The organism is Myxococcus sp. RHSTA-1-4, from assembly GCF_020037125.1.
In the GTDB taxonomy this organism is placed as follows: domain Bacteria; phylum Myxococcota; class Myxococcia; order Myxococcales; family Myxococcaceae; genus Myxococcus.
This window is the reverse complement of the sequence record NZ_JAIQDG010000001.1, coordinates 813438-830071: the sequence shown is the minus strand read 5'-3', so window position 1 is coordinate 830071 and position 16634 is coordinate 813438. Positions and strand designations below refer to the sequence as shown.

Annotated in this window: 16 protein-coding genes; 4 read left to right on the top strand and 12 right to left on the bottom strand. The window is 71.4% G+C overall.

What is annotated here, in order from left to right; genetic code table 11:
- A complete protein-coding gene (locus K8638_RS03370) occupies nucleotides 1-867 on the top strand; it encodes a hypothetical protein (RefSeq protein WP_223752912.1) in 867 nt (288 codons plus the stop codon).
- A 5-nt stretch (nucleotides 868-872) separates the two neighbouring features.
- Here the strand turns inward: K8638_RS03370 and K8638_RS03365 are convergent, their stop codons facing one another.
- Nucleotides 873-2129: an Hsp70 family protein gene (locus K8638_RS03365; protein ID WP_223752911.1), complete on the bottom strand. Its 1257-nt coding sequence runs from the start codon at nucleotides 2127-2129 to the stop codon at nucleotides 873-875.
- Nucleotides 2130-2294: 165 nt separating this feature from the next.
- Here K8638_RS03365 and K8638_RS03360 point away from each other — a divergent pair, with 165 nt between their 5' ends.
- Entirely contained in the window at nucleotides 2295-3224 is a 930-nt protein-coding gene (locus K8638_RS03360) for a hypothetical protein (RefSeq protein WP_223752910.1), read from the top strand.
- 77 nt (nucleotides 3225-3301) lie between these two features.
- On the opposite strand, the gene K8638_RS03355 is transcribed toward K8638_RS03360, so the two are convergent.
- From K8638_RS03355 to K8638_RS03345, 3 genes are all read right to left on the bottom strand, one after another.
- Nucleotides 3302-4258 (bottom strand): fumarylacetoacetate hydrolase family protein, encoded by a 957-nt coding sequence (locus K8638_RS03355; protein ID WP_223752909.1) that lies wholly within the window; start codon nucleotides 4256-4258, stop codon nucleotides 3302-3304.
- Nucleotides 4259-4287: 29 nt separating this feature from the next.
- On the bottom strand, nucleotides 4288-5349 hold the full coding sequence (locus tag K8638_RS03350; protein ID WP_223752908.1) for a 2,4,5-trihydroxytoluene oxygenase: 1062 nt from the start codon (nucleotides 5347-5349) through the stop codon (nucleotides 4288-4290).
- Between the two features lie 110 nt (nucleotides 5350-5459).
- Nucleotides 5460-7073, bottom strand: a complete 1614-nt coding sequence (locus K8638_RS03345; RefSeq protein WP_223752907.1) for a bifunctional 3-(3-hydroxy-phenyl)propionate/3-hydroxycinnamic acid hydroxylase — start codon at nucleotides 7071-7073, stop codon at nucleotides 5460-5462.
- A gap of 155 nt (nucleotides 7074-7228) precedes the next feature.
- Here K8638_RS03345 and K8638_RS03340 point away from each other — a divergent pair, with 155 nt between their 5' ends.
- Nucleotides 7229-7912: a TetR/AcrR family transcriptional regulator gene (locus K8638_RS03340; RefSeq protein ID WP_223752906.1), complete on the top strand. Its 684-nt coding sequence runs from the start codon at nucleotides 7229-7231 to the stop codon at nucleotides 7910-7912.
- A 97-nt stretch (nucleotides 7913-8009) separates the two neighbouring features.
- Here K8638_RS03340 and K8638_RS03335 read toward each other — a convergent pair whose 3' ends face one another.
- From K8638_RS03335 to K8638_RS03305, 7 genes are all read right to left on the bottom strand, one after another.
- Nucleotides 8010-8909, bottom strand: a complete 900-nt coding sequence (locus tag K8638_RS03335) for a CHAD domain-containing protein (protein ID WP_223752905.1) — start codon at nucleotides 8907-8909, stop codon at nucleotides 8010-8012.
- Nucleotides 8910-9296, bottom strand: coding sequence for an inorganic diphosphatase (locus K8638_RS03330; RefSeq protein WP_223752904.1), 387 nt, complete (start codon nucleotides 9294-9296; stop codon nucleotides 8910-8912). It abuts the gene before it with no gap.
- A 91-nt stretch (nucleotides 9297-9387) separates the two neighbouring features.
- Nucleotides 9388-9891, bottom strand: coding sequence for a hypothetical protein (locus tag K8638_RS03325; protein ID WP_223752903.1), 504 nt, complete (start codon nucleotides 9889-9891; stop codon nucleotides 9388-9390).
- A 119-nt stretch (nucleotides 9892-10010) separates the two neighbouring features.
- The gene (locus K8638_RS03320) at nucleotides 10011-10640 is read right to left on the bottom strand and encodes a glutathione S-transferase family protein (protein ID WP_223752902.1); all 630 of its coding nucleotides are present in this window, start codon (nucleotides 10638-10640) and stop codon (nucleotides 10011-10013) included.
- Nucleotides 10637-11479, bottom strand: coding sequence for an SDR family oxidoreductase (locus K8638_RS03315; RefSeq protein ID WP_223752948.1), 843 nt, complete (start codon nucleotides 11477-11479; stop codon nucleotides 10637-10639). The genes K8638_RS03320 and K8638_RS03315 overlap by 4 nt, the downstream gene beginning before the upstream one ends.
- A gap of 122 nt (nucleotides 11480-11601) precedes the next feature.
- Nucleotides 11602-12150 (bottom strand): DNA starvation/stationary phase protection protein Dps, encoded by a 549-nt coding sequence (dps, locus tag K8638_RS03310; RefSeq protein ID WP_223752901.1) that lies wholly within the window; start codon nucleotides 12148-12150, stop codon nucleotides 11602-11604.
- 93 nt (nucleotides 12151-12243) lie between these two features.
- A complete protein-coding gene (locus tag K8638_RS03305) occupies nucleotides 12244-13635 on the bottom strand; it encodes a flavin monoamine oxidase family protein (RefSeq protein ID WP_370643901.1) in 1392 nt (463 codons plus the stop codon).
- A gap of 280 nt (nucleotides 13636-13915) precedes the next feature.
- On the opposite strand from K8638_RS03305, the gene K8638_RS03300 reads away from it, so the two are divergent.
- On the top strand, nucleotides 13916-14407 hold the full coding sequence (locus K8638_RS03300) for a DUF4442 domain-containing protein (RefSeq protein WP_223752899.1): 492 nt from the start codon (nucleotides 13916-13918) through the stop codon (nucleotides 14405-14407).
- A gap of 430 nt (nucleotides 14408-14837) precedes the next feature.
- Here the strand turns inward: K8638_RS03300 and K8638_RS03295 are convergent, their stop codons facing one another.
- Nucleotides 14838-16625, bottom strand: a complete 1788-nt coding sequence (locus K8638_RS03295; protein WP_223752898.1) for a carboxypeptidase-like regulatory domain-containing protein — start codon at nucleotides 16623-16625, stop codon at nucleotides 14838-14840.
- Between the last annotated feature and the right edge of the window lie 9 nt (nucleotides 16626-16634).

Here is a 16634-nt window from a genome sequence, read left to right as displayed (position 1 = left end):
ATGCGCCCGCCCGTCCTCGCCGCCCTGGCCATGTTGCTGGCCGCGTGTGGCCCCGACTTCGAGCTGCAGAGTGAAATCCGCCGGGTGCGCGTGCTCGCCATCCAGACCGAGCCCGCGGAGCTGGTGCTGGACCCCAACGGCTCCACGCTGCCCGGCCCGGTGACGTTCAACGCGCTCGCGGTGTCCGCGGACGAGCGGCCCGTCACCGTCAGCTACTCGCTGTGCCGGTTCTCCACCAACCCGTATGACGGCCGGTGCCCCGGGGAGAACGGGGTGCCGCTGCCGGACGGCGTGCTGTCGCTCCAGGACCCCACCGTGCAGGCGGTGCTGACCGAGGTGCTGCAAGGCAACAACCCCGGTGGCGGGACGCCGGACCCGAATGACCCGGCGCTGGCCGAGGCGCTGGCGGAGGGCATTCCCCTCTTCATCGGCTACGAGGCCACGGACGGCAGCGGCACGCCCGAGGGCTACGAGCGGGGCGTGCGCACCGTGACGCTGCGCTCCGCGTCCGTGCCCAACCGGAACCCGGTGGTGTCCGACATCCTCTGGGAGGGCGCGCCGCTGGCCGGCCCGCTGCCCCTCTTCCGGGAGGTGACATTCCAACCGGTGCTCGCGGAGGGCAGCGCCGAGGTGTACGAGACGGAGGAGGGCCCCCGCACGGAGCAGGTCTTCTACAGCTGGTTCGCCACGGGCGACGGCGAGGTGAAGGAGTTCCGCTCGCTGGAGCCGGTGGACGACGAGCCGGGAGACCCCACGTCGAAGTACGAGACGTCGTCCGAGCCCCAGCGCGTCACCTTCTGGGTGGTGGCGCGCGACGGGCGCGGCGGCGTGGGCTGGCTGAGCCGCACCGTCGACGTGGGCCCGTAGCCCGCTCAGGCCTTCAGGTGGGCCGACGCCCGCCCGAGGCCCTCGGCCACGGAGGTGAAGGCATCCGCGGTGCGCACGCGCTCCTCGCCGAAGCGGCGCACGTAGAGCTGGCGCACCGCGGGAATCTGCGACGAGCCGCCCGTGAGGAACACCGCGTCGATGTGCTCCGCCTCGGGGTGGCGGGCGAGGAGCCCTTCCGTGCACTGCTCCAGCTCGTCGAGCAGGGGCTTGCTGAAGGCCTCGAACTCGGCGCGGGTGATGGGCTCGTGGAGGTTGATGCGGGCCTCCTCGAAGTCCACCGTGGCCTGCTCTTCCTTCGACAGGCGCACCTTGGCCGCTTCAATCGCGCGGAAGAGGCGGTAGCCCAGGTTGTCCATGACGAGGTCGTAGAGGGCCCGGATTTCGGCCTTGCGGTCGCTCGTCTCGAGCATGGTGCCCAGCAGCTCCTGGGTGGACTTCTCCCGGATGAAGGACATCTCGTGCCAGGAGAGGAGCTTGGCCAGGACGTGCTGGGGGATGGGCAGCCGCTTGTCGCTGAAGCCGCGCACCCGGTACGTGGAGCCGGCGCCGAAGCGGGGCAGCAGCTTGTGGCGCATGATTTCCGCGTCGAAGCGGTCACCGCCGATGCGCACGCCGGTGGAGCCCACCACGTCCGGGCGCCGGTCCTGATTCCCCCGGCGGGACGGCCCCAGGCGCATGAGGGTGAGGTCCGTGGTGCCGGCGCCGAAGTCCGCCACCAGCACCAGCTCGTCGCGGGTGAGCTGGGCCTCGTAGGCGAGCGCCGCGGCGATGGGCTCGATGAGGAACTGGATGTGCTTGAAGCCGGCCAGCTCGGCGGCGCGTGAGAGGCGCTGCTGGGCCAGGGCGTCCGCCTCCGGGTCCGGGGTGAAGACGGCGGGGCGGCCGAGGATGACGGCCTCCGGAGGCCCTCCCATCTGGGCGCCCGCGGCGTCGCGCACGCGGCGCAGGAGGACGGCCACCAGCTCCTCGATGGTGTACGTGCGGCCCTTCACCTGGGTGGCGCGGAAGGACGAGGAGTGGAGGAAGGACTTCACGGACTGGATGAATCGCCCGGTGTTGTCCTCGAGGTAGCGCTGGATGGCGTCGGCGCCCGCGTGGATTTCCGGCTCGTCGTCCGGGAAGAAGAGGACGGAGCGGAAGAGGCGCGGCTCCTGGGTATGGGGCTGCAGGGGCAGCACCGTTCCGTCGGGCAGCGCCGCGGCGGTGTTGCTGGTTCCGAAGTCGAGTCCGCAGGCACGCATGGGGGTGCGCCCCATAGCTCCAAAAGCGTCCCAAGGGTAGGGCCTTCGGGGTGGAGGCGCCCGCCGGTGACCGGGCGAGGTGGCGGGCGCCCGCGCGCGGTGCGGGTTGGCGCCGGGCGGTGCCTCTCCATCTTTCCGCTGTCACGTCCTCGACAGGAGAGATTCATGAAATTCCGCGCAGGGTGGTTGATGGCCGGAGCGGCGGCGCTGGTGCTGGGCGCCGGATGCAAGGAACGCGAGCAGAGCAGCCAGCAGACGGGCGAACAGGCGTCGGCGAGCAATCAGGTGGAGCAGGCACAGGAGCGCTCGGAGGGCGCCTTCGACAAGGCCCGCGAGTCGCAGGAACAGGCCAGCGAGCAGCAGCAGGAGGCCGCCAGCGCCCAGCAGGAGCTTCAGGAGAAGCAGAAGGAGCTGCAGGAGGCCCAGGCCCGGGCCTCCCAGGAGTCGGAGCAGGCGCAGCAGTCGCAGCAGTCGGCCCAGCAGCAGACGCAGCAGTCCCAGCAGGAGGCGCAGCAGGCCCAGGCCAGCGCGCAGGAGGCGCAGCGCAAGCAGGCCGAGGAGCTGTCCCGGCAGAGCCAGGAGACCCAGCAGCAGGCGCAGGCGCAGTCCGAGCAGCTCCGCCAGCAGGCGCAGCAGCCGGTGGCCGCGGCACCGCCGCCGTCCCAGCCCGCGCAACCCCAGCAACCCGAGCAGCAGGTCCAGGCACAGGGCCAGCAGCCCCAGCAGCCTGAGCAGCAGGCCCAGGCGCAGGGCCAGCAGCAGCAGGGCGCCGAGCAGCAGGTGGTGGGTGAGGTGCTGACGGCGAGCGAGCAGGAGGTGCTGCTCAGTTCTCGCGGAGAGCCCCAGCTCCGGCTGCAGATTGGCCCCCAGACGCAGGTGACGGTGGACGGGCGTCAGGCGAGCGCGGCGGACATCGAGGAGGGCAGCCAGGTGCGCGCGTCCTACCGCACGGACCCGGCCAGCGGTGAGCCGCGGGCGGTGCGCATCGAGGCCACGTCACAGGTGCAGCCCACCGCGCCGGCCGCGCCGGAGAGCGGTGAGTCCTCGCCGGGGGCACAGCCGTCGCAGCCGCCGCAGCCTCAGCCTCAGCAGTAGCCGCCCCCCGCGAGAACCTCGAGTCGCGGCTCTGCACCCGGTCCGTGCTCAGCGGGTCTCCAGAGGGGCGCGGTGCCTCAGGCTGCCTCGTCCACGACGCGGTTGCGCTGCACGCCGAGGTCGATGGCGCCGTCACGGCTGTGGATGCGCGACTCGACGACGTCGCCGGCCTTCAGGTACTGGGGCCGCTTCGCCTGTACCTTCATGAAGAGCTCCCACTTCTTCCTCTCCGGCAGGAGCGCCGCCAGGCGCTGTCTGGCAGGCGAGGGAATGGAGAGCGCACAACCGGCGGGTGTGCCGGTGGCGATGAGGTCGCCGGCGAAGAGGTCCTGCAGCCCCGAGAGCTCGGTGAGCGTCTCCTCCGGGCCGAACACGAGGTTGGCGGTGGTGTCCCGCTGCCGGACCTCGCCGTTGACCGTGAGCTCCAGGTGGAGCTGCTTCAGCCGTGGCAGGTCCTCGGGCTCCAGCAGGCACAGGTGGGGGCCGACGGGGCCGAAGGTGCGGTAGCTCTTGCCCTTGTAGAACTGCATCTGCGGAATCTGGACGTCGCGCGCCGAGTAGTCGTTGACGATGACGAGTCCCGCGATGAAGTCGTGCAGGTTGTCCGGGGTGACCACGGCCTTGCGGTCGAGGTCGCGCTTGAGGACGAGGCCCAGCTCGATTTCGTAGTCCAGGAACCGCACGTGCGAGGGCTTCACCAGCTCGCTGTCGGCGGGCACGATGCAGCTTCGCGCCTTCGTGAAGAACATGTTGAACGTCTTCGCGTCCGGGTCCATGCCCGACTCGAGCATGTGCTGCCGGTAGTTCGCGCCCTGGCAGACGAACTGCTGGTTCCGCGTCACCGGTGACAGCAGCCGGACCTCCTCCCGGGCGAGGCTCGGGCCCGTGAGCGCGGAGAGGCTGGCGACGGTGTTGCCGCGGAGGAAGTCTCCGGTGGCCGGGAAGTCGCCCGGCACCGGCGTGAGCCGGCCGTCGCGCACCACGCCCCATCCGGCGCGGCCCTGGTGCTCGAAGCGCATGATGTTCAGTGCCATGAAGGTCTCCTTCGAAGGTGAGGCGGGTGCTAGCCGAAGAGCCGGGCGAGCGTGAGCAGCTTTCCGAGACTCAGGTCCGGGCCGCGGCGCACGTTGCGCAGGATGTGGAGCAGCGTCAGGGGCGTGAGCGCCGGCCGGGAGAAGCTGCGTGGCATCGGCTCGCCCCACTGTGCCATTGCGTCGCGCGAGGTGGGGTGCACACCGGTTGGCACCTCGGCGGTGAAGAGGTCTCCATCGGTGTAGTGCTCGTGCTTGTCCCCGTAGGGGTCATGCCAGTAGTCGAAAATCTGGCTGCCGAGGATGTGGCGGCCCACGCCCCAGGCATGCCGCCAGCCCCTGTCCTTCAGCACGCGGTGGCCCATGCCCACGGCGTCCGCGTCCACGACCTCGTAGGCGCTGTGGCTGTAGGTGGGCACCACCCCCTGGGCCAGCGCCAGCGTGTGGTGGTCGGCCGGGCGGTCGCCGAGGTCCAGGCGCAGGAAGGCGACGGCCGGCGAGCCGTCCGGCAACACCTGCACGTCGGAGGGGATGAAGCCGAAGTGCTGGAGGTACCAGTGGAATGTCGCCTGGAAGTCCACCACCTCGAGGACCACGTGGCCCAGGCGGAGGACCTCGGGCGGCGCGACGGGGGGCCGCTGCGTACCGTTGATGCGCGGGTGCGCGCCGGCGACGTTGAGCGGCATGGGCGCGCGGTGGGGAAGCGCCTCGGCGTCAGCCGCGCCATGGACGGCGTGCACCGCGAAGCCGGAAGGGTCCGTCAGGCGCACGCGCTCGCCACCGCCCGGCCAGGGTGACGGCTCAATCCCGGAGGCGCCGGGCAGTGCCGCGAGCTTCGTCAGGTCCTCGACCGAGCCAACGCGCAGGCCGAACCCCGCGAAGCGCGGCCGGCGGCCCTGGACGGCCACGTAGCAGAATGGCGAGGGCTCCGTGCCGCGCAGGAACAGGGCCTCGTCCGTGCGCGCGGCGACGCGCAGGCCGAAGTCGGTGAGGAAGCGCTCGGTGCGGTCGAGGTCGGGGCGCTCGAACATCAGCCAGGCGAGCGATTGCGCCTTCACCGTCGGGTGCGGGTGGCGGGCCAGCGGGGGCGTCATGGAGTGGGGCCCGGTGGCGGCCCCGTCACTCCTGGTGTGCGGAGGGCTCGGCCGCTCCTGGTGGGCCGGGGGAGGTGTTGGCGGTCGAGGCATGGCGGTGGCTCCGTCACTCATGGGGTGGGGGCGGCCTCGGCCGCTCGTGGCGTGCCGAGCAGGCGGAGGGTTTCGCGCACGAGGCGGTTCACCTCGCTCACGGGCCCGTCGTGCAGCACGGTGCGGTCCGGGCGCACGATGGCCGCCCAACCGAAGGGGGCCGCGCCAGGAGTCAGCGCTCCGTGCAGGTCTTCCCAGGAGTCGCCGTGGTCCGCGCGGTGCAGCCGCTGGCCACGGTGCCGGAGCTGCACGACCCTGCCTCCGGCGGCGGTGAAGGCGGCCCGCACCGCCGCGTCGAGCCGGGCGCCCGCGTCCGGGCCGAAGCCGAGCAGCGTCAGCGAAGGCCCGAACACGTCATCGCTCAGCCGCACCGAGCCGTCGTCGCCGCGCAGCCAGCCCTGGGGCAGCACGTCACCGCGGACCAGTCGCGAGCGCGTGCGCCCGCGGACGAACAGCCCCCGCGTGAAACGGTGCCGGGGCTTGAGGCCCAGCTCCTCGAGCCGGGCGCGCAGCGGCGGCACGAGCCGGAGCAGCCGCATCAGCCCATGCGTCATGACGGCCGTGGCGGCATTGCCCGGCATCACCAGCCGGCCCATCCACTGGGCCAGGGCAATCATCTTCCGGGCGTGCGGGCGTCGTTCGGTGTCGTAGCTGTCGAGGATGGAGGGCGAGGCGCCGTGCCGCAGCACCCAGGCGAGCTTCCAGCACAGGTTGGCGGCATCTCGGAGCCCCGCGACGAGGCCCTGGCCGACGAAGGGCGGGGTGATGTGGGCGGCGTCTCCGGCCAGGAACACGCGGCCACGGTGGAAGGCGTCCGCCGTGCGCGCGTGGAAGCGGTAGACGGCCTTGCGCTCGATTTCCATCTCCTCGGGCCGGCCCCAGCGTGAGAGCAGGCGCAGCACACCGTCGTCGCTGGCGGCCTCCTCGCGCGACTCTCCGGGCCGCAGCATGAACTCCCAGCGCTCGCGGCCGCCGGGCGCCACCATGTGCGGCGTCGGCCGGCGCGGGTGGCACAGGAACTCCACGTGGTCGATGGGGCGCGGCACGTGCTTCGCGTCGACAATCAGCCAGTCCTCGGCGTAGGTGTGCCCCTGGAAGTCCAGCCCGATGAGCCGGCGCACCGCGGAGCCGGCACCGTCCGCGCCGATGACGTAGGCCGCTTCCACGGTGGCCGTGCTCCCGTCGGCGTGCTTCAGCGTCGCGAAGACGGCCCCTTCCCGCTCCGCGAGGCCCGTCAGCTCCACGCCGAGCGCCGTGTCCACGGGGGCGTGGGAGGAGACCTTCGCGCGCAGCGCCCGCTCCAGGTCGGGCTGGAAGAAGGTGACCAGCTTCGGATGGCCGTCGATGGAGCCGCCCGTGTTGATGCGCGCGAACTCTCCGCAGTAGGGCGAGTGCATGCGCACGTAGGGAATCGCGAGGGTGGGGAAGGCACCCTCGGGAAGGCCGCAGAGCTGGAGGATGCGCAGCGCCTCGTTGTCGAGCGCGATGGCACGCGGATGCGTAAGCAGCTCCGGCGAGCGGTCGATGACGAGCGCTCGCACGCCATGGCCGCCCAGCAGGCTTGCCGCCGCGGCTCCGACCGGGCCGAAGCCGACCACCAGCACATCGACCTTCGAGGGCAGGGACATCATGGTGATGATAGGGTTGTCGTAACTGATGATTTTGTCAATTTTGACCGGCTGCTATGGTGGCGGCCGCTCGACACCTCGAAGCCATGCCCAGGTCCCCCGCCCCGAAACGCCCTCAGCGCACGCGCGCGTCCCCGAAGGCCAGGACTGTCGCGCCCATGGAGAAGGAGCCGCGCGGCGCGCGCCGCAAGCGGGAGACACGCGCGCGCCTGATGGAGGCGGCGCTGCGGCTGATGTCGGAGCGTGGGATGGAAGGGGTGGCCATCAACGAAATCACGGAGGCCGCCGACGTCGGCTTCGGCTCCTTCTACAACCACTTCGAGTCCAAGGAGGCCATCCACGGCGCGCTGATGGATGCCGTCTTCGAGGGCTTCGCCGACGCGCTCGACCGTCTCACGGCGGGCACCACCGACCCGGCGGAGGTCCTCGCGGTGTCCATCCGCCACACCCTCCGGCGCGCGCGGCGGGAGCCGGTCTGGGGACGCTTCCTGATTCGCGAGGGCTCCTCGGCTCGCGTGCTCTCGCGCGGTCTCGGGCAGCGCCTGTTGCGCGACATCCAGAAGGGCCTGGAGACCCGGCGCTTCAAGGCCGAGGACCCGTTGATGACCTTCATCGCCGTGGGCGGCGCCGTGCTGGGTGCCATCTCCGCGGAGCTCCAGTTCAGCGTCCCCGGCGCGCCGCAGGCGGAGCTGCTCCGGGGGCTAGGCCTGGACGCGGAAGAGCTGCCGGAGCGTGCGGCCACCCTGGTGCTGCGCACGCTGGGGCTGTCCGCGGCGGAGGCGGGGGCCGTCGCGCGACGCCCGCTTCCCGAGGGAGCGCTGGCCTCGGATTCCGAGGGGTAGGGACGGCCAGCCGGAGCATCGCGGGCCTCACGCCGTGCGCCTGCTTCGTGGCCGTGCCAGCACCGCGCCTCGGGAGCCCGGCGCTGGGCCCGTACCGTCACGCGAGCATCCGGCGCAGCCGCCGGGGAATCTCCTCGGCGTGCCAGCGCTGGAGCTCGCGGGCCAGCTCCGCCGCGCGCTTCGCGCGCTCATCGCGCACCATGGGCAGTAGCGCCCGCGCGGCCTTGCGCTCCCGGGGCTTCTCCTCGGCGGCCATCCGCTCGAACAGCTCCAGTCTGACGTCCGCATCGTGCAGCTCGCCCAGTCCGTCCTGGAGCGGTACGAGCACCTCCAGCAGCGCGTCCACCATGCGGCGGAAGGCGGGCTGGAAGACCTCGAGCTCGTAGCGCAGCTTCTTCAAGTCCTTGCGCAACTCATGGGCGGACGCCGCATCCGGCGCGTCCGCGTATGCGTCCATCCGCTGGCGCACGCGGCGCACGCGCCAGCGCAGGTGCTTCCGGACCCGGCGGCCTCCAAAGCGGTGCGGGTCCTCCAGTGTGTCCAGCTTGCGCAGCAGCCGGGGCACGGTCCGGTCCTCCCAGCGCTCCAGCTCCGCGCGCAGCCGGGCCTCCATCTCATCCAGCGAGGCCAGCCGCGAGTCCCGCAGGGCGGTGATGCCATCCCGCGCGCCGGGCTTCTCCTTCTCCACCTCTCGCGCCGCGCCCTCCATCCACGCCGCCTGCACGTGCAGGTCCCTCACGCCGCCGAGCGCGTCCTGGATGCGCTTCACCTCGCGCTCCAGCTTCCTCAATCCGCCGAGGGGCCGGAACACCTGGAGCGCGGCGCGCAGGCGCCGGGTGGCCACGCGCATGTCGTGCACGGACTCGTCGTCGATGCCCTCGTCGAGCCGGGCCTCCGGCTTGCGCACGTCCGCGAGCCTCCCGGCGAGGATGCGCCGCGCGGCCACCCCCAGGCGGCTGTCGGGCCCCAGTCCGCGAATGGGGGTCGCCTGCGCCACTCAGCCCTCCGGGAGCGCGTACTGGCGCAGCATCCGCTCCGCGCCCTCCGGGCCCTCCCAGCCGAGGATGCGCGCGTCCTTGTCCGCGAAGTGCACGGCCGCGAGGAAGAAGTGCTCCAGTTCGTCGCGCTCGCGCTTGGACAGTTGCTGGTAGGTCTGGAGGTGCGGCATCGCGTCCAGCGGGTCCCCGTCCGGGCCCTTGGTGGAGGGGATGAAGCCCCAGTCGAAGGGGTAGCGCAGCCCGCGCGTGAGGGGCCGGGAGATGGAGAAGGCCTGCAGCGCCGTGTCGTACTTGAGCTTCACCGTCGAGCCGCGGGGGGACTCGACGACGACGTGGAAGGAGCCTTGTTGCCCTCGCAGGGGCAGGCGGGTGAGGTCCGTCGCCATATGGACTCAAGGTTGTGCGGGGAGCCGCTCCGGGCAAGCCAGCCCTCGGGGGCGTCTCGGTTCGCCAACCCTCGCTCCCGAGGAGCACGGGCTACCAGCCAGGACCCGGAGTCTCCTGGGCGGGGCCGGCTTCGAGGAGGCTTCGCGTGGCGCGCGCCGCGGCCAGCCCGCCCAGCGTGTACCACGCGACGGTGAGCAGCGACGTGGAGGTCCTTGCACGGCTGGGGCCCCTGCCCAGCCCCAGGTAGGGTGGCAGCACCACCGCGCCCAGGCCGGCGAGCAGCCCGAGCACTCCGCCGCGAAGGAAGGGCCGCTTCGGCCGGCCGAGCGCCACCAGCGCGTAGAAGAGGCTGTTGGACACGAGGTCGCCCGCGAGGGACTGGCGGTGCAGGCGCTTGCCGTGAGCGGGGCGGAGGCCGAGGCCGCGCAGCCCCTTCTTCAGCGCGCGTTTGCCCAGCACGTCCATTCGAGGCGGGTGCTTCACCACGCGGCGGGCCCCCTCGTGCAGGAGGGTCAGCGACGTGGCGCCCACGAGCCCCGGGCCCAGGGCGGCCACCAGGAAGCGGGGCCGCGAGGAGACAGGCGGTTCCATCATGCCCCTCAAGCTACGCACCGCCTCACGGAGGTCCGGCGCCGGTGGGGCTGCTCGCCCGGTGGGCGTCCGGACGGGGGCGCCGGGAGCGGAGGACAGCCCCCGCTCCCGGCTGGGGAGGGCTACCGCTTCATCTCCGGCACCTTCATGCCGCGCTGCACGGCGGGGCGGCTGCCCATGCGGTGCAGGTACTGCGGCACGTTGCGCAGGCCCTCGAAGATGTCGGGGTTGAACTCCCGCGCGCTGGCCAGCCACGGGTAGATGGCACAGTCCGCGATGGAGAACTTCCCCGCCACGTAGTCACCCTTGCCGAGCTGACCGTCCAGCACGCCGAGGATGCGCTTGGACTCGTTGCGATAGCGCTCGATGGCGTGGGGGACGTACGCCTTGCTGAAGCGGGTGAAGTACCCGAGCTGCCCGAACATGGGCCCGATGCCGCCCATCTGGAACATCAGCCACTGCGTCACCTCGGCCTTCCCGCGCGGGCTGGAGGGCAGCAGCTTGCCCGTCTTCTCCGCGAGGTACAGCAGGATGGCGCCCGACTCGAAGACCGTCAGCGGCCGGTGGTCCACCGGCGCGTGGTCGACGATGGCCGGAATCTTGTTGTTGGGATTGACGGCCAGGAACTCGGGCTTGAACTGCTCGCCCTGGGTGATGTCCACCACCTTGACGGTGTAGGGCAGCTCCATCTCCTCCAGGGCGATGGACACCTTGCGCCCGTTGGGCGTTCCGAACGTGTACAGGTCAATCATGCTGTCACTCCCGTGAGCTGCGCGCTCACCTGCCAGAGCCGTTCCGCGAGGGCGTCATCCCGGGCAGCGGAGGACGCCTTTTTCGGCCGGCGCTTGTAGAAATACTCCCCGGACACCGACTCCACTTCGGGCGAGGACGCCAGGTAGATGGACGTCCGCGCCCCCTTCTCCGCCGAAATCATGAAGGGTGCACCCAGCTTCACGATGTGGCGGAAGAAACCCTTCGTGTTGTGGCCGAAGCCCGTGCGCACCACGCCCGGGTGCAGGGCATTGGCCGTCACCCCCGTCCCCCGCAGCCGCTTCGCGAGCGCGCGGGTGAAGAGGATGTTGGCCAGCTTGGAGGTGCCGTAGACGCGGAAGCCGATGTAGCCGCGCTCGCTCTGCAGGTCGTCGAAGTCGACCTTGCCGGTGCGGTGGGCCTCGGACGAGACGTTGATGATTCGCGACGGGGCGCTGGCCTTCAGCACGTCCAGCAGCAGGTTCGTCAGGAGGAAGGGCGCGAAGTGGTTGGTGGCCATGGTGGCCTCCAGTCCGTCCACCGTCACCTCGCGCCGGTCGATGATGAGACCCGCGTTGTTCAGGAGCACGTCCAGGCGCGGGTAGCGGGCCTTGAACGTGGCGGCCAGGTCACGCACGGACTGGAGGGAGGTGAGGTCGGCCTTCAGCCAGTCCACCGTCGCCCCGGGAGCCGCCGCGCGCACCGCGCTGACCGCGGCCTCGGTGCGGCCCGGGTCTCTCCCCACCAGCACCACCGTGGCGCCCATGCCCGCCAGCGCCTTGGCCGCCTCCAGGCCGATGCCTCCGGAGGCTCCGGTGATGAGGCACACCTTGCCGTCCATTCGCGTCTGTGAAGTCAAAAGGCGTCCTCCAGCTTCGAGAGGACGCCTTCTATACGCTGGAGCGGGCGCGCGCGCTCGCCGAACCGCCAGCGTGGCGGTGCCGTCCACGGGTCAACGCGCCGTCAGGCGTTGGGGGGCTGGGGGGAGATGCCTTCCCCGGCCCGCTCCCCGCGGCGCACGCCGGCGCGCACGTCGCCGTGCAGGTGGCTCTCCAGGAACCAGAGGTCCAGCTCCACCTCGCCCAGCGTCTGCGTGAGCAGGTCCGTGGTGACGGGGTCGTTCAGCTCGTCGGAGCGGTGGATGCCGTTGCGGAGGCTGGCCCCGTAGCGCGCGAAGCGCTCCACCAGGACCTTCAGGTGCGAGTCGCCGTCCACGGCCGTCAGGTCGTACTCGGGCAGCTCGCTGTTCTTCGCGGCGAGGCGGATGGTGCCCTCGGCGTAGCCGCCCAGGGTGCCGGCGCGCTCGGCGAACGCGTCGGCCTGCTTGCGCGCGTGCCCGGCCAGCTCGTCGAACAGCTCGTGACGGCTGTAGAAGTGCTTGCCACGGATGTTCCAGTGGGCCTGCTTTATCTGCCAGTGCAGGTCGATGGAATCCGCCAGCAGCGTGTTGAGGAAATCGATGAGCTCCTCGCGGGCATCCGCGGGGAGATTCACGTGACTGGGAAAGTTCATGTTCCGGCCTCCTCCAGAGGGCCTCCCAAGGGTGGGGACGGTCTCCATGGATGCCAATCCACGCCGCGACGGCAGGGGTGCAGGCGGCCGGGCCTAGACGGCGCGGCTCCGGGAGGCACCGGCTCCCGACGTGGCCAGGCGTGCGGACAGCTCCGTGGCCGCGCGCTCGCCGGACTCCACCGCGCCGTCGATGTAGCCGCAGCCCTCGATGGCCGTCTCCGTGCCCGCCCAGTGGACGCGGCCGAACGGCGTGCGCAGGGCGTCGCCGATGGCGGTGAGCGTGCCGGGACGGGGGAGGCCGACATAACAGCCCTTGCTCCAGGGCTCGGCAATCCAGTCCAGGTCCGCGACGGCGGTGGGCTTCAGGGCCTTGGGACCGAAGAAACGCGCGAAGCACTCCAGCGCGGCCCGCTGGCGCTCCTCGGACGGGCGGCCCGTCCACGCGCGCGCCGTCTCCCCGAGGAAGAAGCCCACCAGGGCGGGGTGGTGGCCGTTGGCGCCACAGTCGTCGAAGCACAGGCGCACGGGGCCGGTGTCGCTCACGGCCTCGCCGGAGAATCCGGCCTCGCGCCAGAAGGGACGCTCGTATGTGGCCACCACCTTGATGACGCTGCCCATGGGGAGGTCGGCATGGGCGCGGCGGCGCTCCGGTGGGAGCGTGGCGCCGAAGTCGATGCGCTCGGCCAGCGCGGGGGGGACGGCGACCACGGCGTAGCGTGCTCGCCACGCACGGCCGTCCTCGGCGGTGACGGTGACGCCATCTCCGTCCTGGAGCACGGCGCGCACGGGGGTGGAGAGGTGGACGCGTGGGCCCAGCTCGCCGGCCATGCGAAGGCTGAGGGCCTGGGCGCCTCCGGTGAAGCGCTCGGCCTGGGCGCCGCCCTCGATGGTGGTGAGGGGCATCAGGCCGTGGTTGGAGTGCACGTAGAAGAGGAAGTGGAGGAAGGACAGCTCGGAGGGCTCGGCGGCGAAGACGGCGCGAGTGGCGATGTCCAGCGCGGCGCGGGCGCCCCAGGTGGGGACGTGGCGCTGCTTCCACTCCTCCAGCGTGAGGGTGTCCCACTCGGCGGCGCGGGGCGCGGCGCAGGGCCGCTCGCGGGGGACGCGCTTCGCCAGTCCGTCCAGCTTCCAGATGATGCGCTGGAGGTCCAGCAGCGACAGCAGCGGCAGCGAGGGCACCTGGCCGCGATAGGTGCGCAGCTCCCCGCGCACGTCGAGCACCTTCGTGCCGTGGTGGTGCTGGGGGAAGCGCTCCAGGCCCAGCTCGTCCGCGAGGCGCAGCACGTGGCGCTGTTGAGGTCCCACCCACTGCCCGCCGAGGTCCACGGCCTCGCCTCCCAGCGACTGGGTGAGGGTGCGTCCTCCGACGCGCTCCCTCGCCTCGAGCACGGCCACGGAGACCCCGGCCCGGGAGAGGGCCCGCGCGGTGGTGAGTCCCGCCACTCCGGCGCCGACGATGACGACATCCACTGCGCTCGTGTCCATGTGCCCTCCGGTCCAGGCGGGGACTCTATGCCGGGCGCGGGACAGGGGGGCAGCGCCGTGCGCGGCACGTCCCCGGCACTCCATGAATGATGCGGGCGTTCCCGTGGCCTGGGGGCGGAAGACGGAAGGTCGTTCCGCGGCGCGCTCCCGGCACTCCCTCCACGTATGCGGTGGCTCCGCTGTGCCCCACGCGCGGAAGATGGAATGTCGCTCCGAGGAGCCGTACTCGTGCCCGCGTCGGCGCTACGATGCCGGTCCCCTCGTTGGATGGTGAGGAGCCATGCTCGCGCTCGACCTCGTGGAAAGGCTGCGCCAGGTGTCACCGGCGGCGGCGAATGCCCTGATGACGGTGGCGGTGAAGAATGTCATCCCGCTGTCGGGGGTGATGGGTTTCAAGGTGGAGGAGGTGTCGGATGCGCGGACGCGAGCATCCGTGCCGCTGCGGCGGCGCACGCGCAACCACGTGGGCGGCGTGTACCTGGGCGTGCAGGTGACGGTGATGGAGTTGACGATGGGGCTGTGGCTCTTCCGCCACTTTCCACCGGGCCGCTACAACGCGCTGGTGGACAAGGTGGAGGTGTCCTTCCACGCCAAGGCGAAGGGTGGGGTGCGCGGCATCTGCGAGCCTCCCGTCGAGGTGCTCACCACCCTGGACGCCGCGCTCCGCCAGAAGGGCGACAAGGCCCGTGAGTGGGTGCCGGTGCGGCTGGAGGACTTCGAGGGGAAGCACATCGCGGATGCACGCTTCCTCGCGGTGCTGAAGCGCTACTGACGCATATCGCGGTAGCGAATCGTACGAGGCAAGGCGCCGCCCGGCGGTGCCTGGGACATGGCGGCGCCTCGAAGAGGGCGTTGCACGTGTCGTGATGGACATCCAGCCGCGTTCGCGACCGGACGAGCGCAAACGCGCTTACTTCCCGCATGCTTTCGTCGAGCTCCCGGGCACCTGTCTCTCGGGAGCCAGGCGGCGCGATTGCCAGGTGACACGGCCAGGCGCTCGCGCTGTCGAGAAGCGCATGAGGGCGCGGCGTGCGTGGAGAGTGCGCCCCTTTCTCGGGGTGCATGACCCGGCACCACTCCGTCGGAGACGGGCGCCTCTGGCGATGCAGCACCGGTGGCCAACGCGGCTCCGCCAGTCCTCTCGGCCTCGACGTGCTCCGCGGCAGGGCTCTCATCCGCGTCCTGAATGAGGCGCGCAGTCCTCAGGGCAGCCTGCGTGTGTCCTCGCCCTCGAAGCGGACCTGGACGACCTGCCGCTCGGGGCCCCGGATGTGGACGACCTTCCGGAAGAGCAGCAGCCTCGGGCCGTCGTCGTACGGGTTCATCGCGAAGACGGTGTAGGGGCCGGGCACCAGCTCGCTGAAGTCGTTCTGCGACGTGTAGCCGATGAGCGGCACGGCCGGCTGTGCCTCGAGATCCGCTCGTGCGTCCGCGACCAGCCGGGACTCCAGGTGCTTCCCCAGTGCCTGAGTGTCGGCAGGCCAGTCGTGGGCTCCTGGAACGACGTGGATGCCCTCGTAGTGCGACGGCCTGGGCAACAGCACACGGAGCCGTCCCGTGCCTCGCTGTTGCCGGAGCTCGACCGGAGCCGTGCCTCCCTCCGGAAGTTGAACGCTCACCGGAGCGAAGCGGCGAGGGACATGCGACTTCGATGGCGGGAGTGACGGCTCCCGCGTGACACGGACCTCGTAGGCTCCGGCGGGGACGCTCCGGACCGCCTGGCCCGAGCCGTCCGTGCGCAGGGAGAATTCGCCCGCCGTGCTCTCCGCGGTGACGTCCATTCCCTGGAGCGGCGCTCCTTCCGAATCCAGGATGCGCACTTCCAGACGGGCGTTCTCGATGGGGAAGCGGAAGGTGACCTTGCCTTCCTTCCCGGGCGCGATGCGCTGCCGCACGGCCCCTTCGTCCCATATCGCCGTCAGCGTCACTTCCCGCCCCGTCGGAACCGGCCCGAGGGAGAAGCGGCCGGAGGCGTTGGTGCTCGCGGAGTCGGGACGGCTCGTGATGCCCGTCCAATGCGCGGTGAGCTGCACGTCCGCTACCGGCTTGCCGTCCGCGTCCAGGACGCGGCCCATGAGCTGGCGTCCCCTTTCGAGCACGATGTCCGGCATGTCCACGTGCTTCGACTTGAAGCCGAGCAACGGGAAGCCCTGGGACACGAAGCCCCCGGCCTCGATGTTGAGGTAGCAGGCGCCCTCGAGCGTGAAGCGTCCCTTCGCGTCACGCACGCGATGCGAGTCCACCTGGAAGCGCGTGACCGGAGCGCCGCGCTCGTCGACCACGCGGCCGGAGGCGGTCCTCGCGCAGCGGGGGGCCAGCATGATGTCGACCGGCGGGCCTCCTGTCCTGGCGGTGGCATCGCCAATGCCTTCCTCATGTCTCACCTCGAGCCCGTAGTCGCCCGCGCGAAGGGGCTCCAGGGTGAAGCGGCCCTCTGCGTCCGTTGTCGCGGTTGTGGTCTCCCGTGGCCAGGCCGTGTTGCGGAGGAAGTCCTCGTCCAGCGGCACGGAGGGGAAGTGCTGGTACGCTTCTACCGTGGCTCCGGCGACGGGAAGTCCGTCCAGGTTCCGGACCTGTCCCGAGATGGGAGGCGTGGACCGCCGCTCGAAGCGGAGCTCCACGCGCGAGTCATCCGTGCCGGGCCGCAGCTCGACGTCCTGCCAGACGTAGCGCCGGAACCGTCCTTGCGCCGTCCAGTACGCCAGCACCCGATAGCGGCCGGGCGCGGGGGCCGGGTGGACTGACTCGCCCTTGTCGTCCGTTTCAAGCCACAAATGGACGCCCTCCAGGGGCTCGGGAACGAGCTGCACCTTGCTGCCCGGCAGGGGCGCACCTTCCGGACCGAGCACGCGGACCCGTAGCATCCGGGCGGACGCTTGCGGCGCACCGGCATCGGGCGCGGCTCCTTCAGCCGGAAGAGGACTCGCGGGCGAGCCGAGCGCCACGGTGGAGAGCAGCAGCGGGAGCAGTGTGCGGACGCGGAGCCACATGCCCCCGAC